The organism is Ruegeria alba (assembly GCF_022321465.1).
Taxonomy (GTDB): domain Bacteria; phylum Pseudomonadota; class Alphaproteobacteria; order Rhodobacterales; family Rhodobacteraceae; genus Ruegeria_B; species Ruegeria_B alba.
The window spans coordinates 1-1,470 of the sequence record NZ_JAKOEM010000063.1 but is presented as its reverse complement, the minus strand read 5'-3'; the positions used below and the strand labels follow the sequence as shown (position 1 = coordinate 1,470).

Sequence of the window (1,470 nt, the reverse complement as noted above, 5' to 3'; positions counted from 1 at the left end):
GCTGCTGATTCAATTCTCTTGATTTGCAGGAGAGTTGCTGATGATGGGACCGAGGCAAGTTGCGCAGGGTGCGCTGTTCTACGAGTTCAGTATTGAGGATCACGTTCCGACGGATCATCTTTTGCGCGCGATCGACCGGTTTGTAGACCTTGTTGACATGCGCCGACATCTCGCGCCGTTCTACAGTTCAACAGGCAGGCCCTCGGTTGATCCCGAGCTGATGATCCGAATGCTGATTGTGGGCTATGCCTTCGGTATCCGGTCAGAGCGGCGGCTGTGTGAAGAGGTGCATCTGAATCTGGCGTATCGCTGGTTCTGTCGCCTCGATCTGGCCGATCCGGTGCCCGATCATTCCACCTTTTCCAAGAACCGACATGGACGTTTCCGGGACAGCAACCTCTTCCGGCATCTGTTCGAGCAGGTGCTGGCGCGCTGCATTGCCGAGGGACTGGTCGGCGGCGAGAGCTTTGGAGCAGATGCTTCGCTCATCAAGGCTGATGCCAGCCGCTATACGAAGGTGGACTTCTCAGAATGGTCTGCAGCAGACGCTGCAAACCGGGCGACGCAGGAATACCTTGATACGCTCGATGATGCGGCCTTCGGCGCTGCGACACCGGTAAAGCCGAAGGCGATCTCGCCCGCCGACCCGGCCGCGCGGTTGACTGGAGCCAATGGCGACAGGCCCTTCTTTGCCTACAGCACCAACTACCTGGTCGATCTGGACCATGCGATCATCGTCGATGTCGAAGCGACTGCGCCGATACGTCAGGCGGAAGTGGGTGCCGTGCGAGACATGCTGGTGAGAACCCAAGACCGTTTCGACCTGCACCCATGGCTGCTGGCCGCAGACACGGCCTATGGTGCGGCGGAGATGCTTGGCTGGCTTGTGAAAGAGCAAGGTATCGAACCCCACATCCCGGTCTTCGACAAGTCCGAGCGCAAGGACGGCGCGTTTCCTGCCACCGACTTCACCTACGATCCGGACACCGATGCTTACAAATGTCCCGGCGGGAAGGAGCTGAAGCCGTACTGGCGGAACATCTCAAAGGGGCGCCCGGCGTTCGGCAAGGATGGCTTCAAGAAATACTACGCCCGGAAACAGGAATGCGCGGCGTGTCCGCTGAAGCCCCGATGCACGCCCAACCAGGCGACCCGGAAAATCGCCCGATCCAGGCATGAAGACGCCCGCCAAAAAGCACGGGATATCGCGAAGACCGATGCCTATGTCGTCTCCAGCTACGCCAGAAAGAAGGTAGAGATGCTCTTCGCCCACCTCAAACGCATCATCGGCCTCGACCGCCTCCGCCTTAGAGGACCAAACGGCGCCAAGGATGAGTTCCACCTCGCAGCAACAGTCCAGAACCTCCGCAAACTTGCAAAGCTCAGACCAATCTCGGCGTGAAGAGCCGAGCAGGAAGACTTCAGCCGCTATTTTCGCCGCGCTTACACATCGACTTTTTCAACAGCATC

The 1,470-nt window shown here is 58.8% G+C and carries 1 protein-coding gene; it reads left to right on the top strand.

What is annotated here, in order from left to right; translation table 11 throughout:
• Positions 1 to 40: 40 nt before the first annotated feature.
• Entirely contained in the window at positions 41 to 1,402 is a 1,362-nt protein-coding gene (locus tag MB818_RS21840) for an IS1182 family transposase (protein WP_209505932.1), read from the top strand.
• The last annotated feature ends 68 nt before the right edge of the window (positions 1,403 to 1,470 follow it).

Bases quoted from the DNA above. Each gene is read 5' to 3' on its own strand.
- MB818_RS21840 (WP_209505932.1), top strand. From the start codon at position 41: ATGATGGGACCGAGGCAAGTTGCGCAGGGTGCGCTGTTCTACGAGTTC.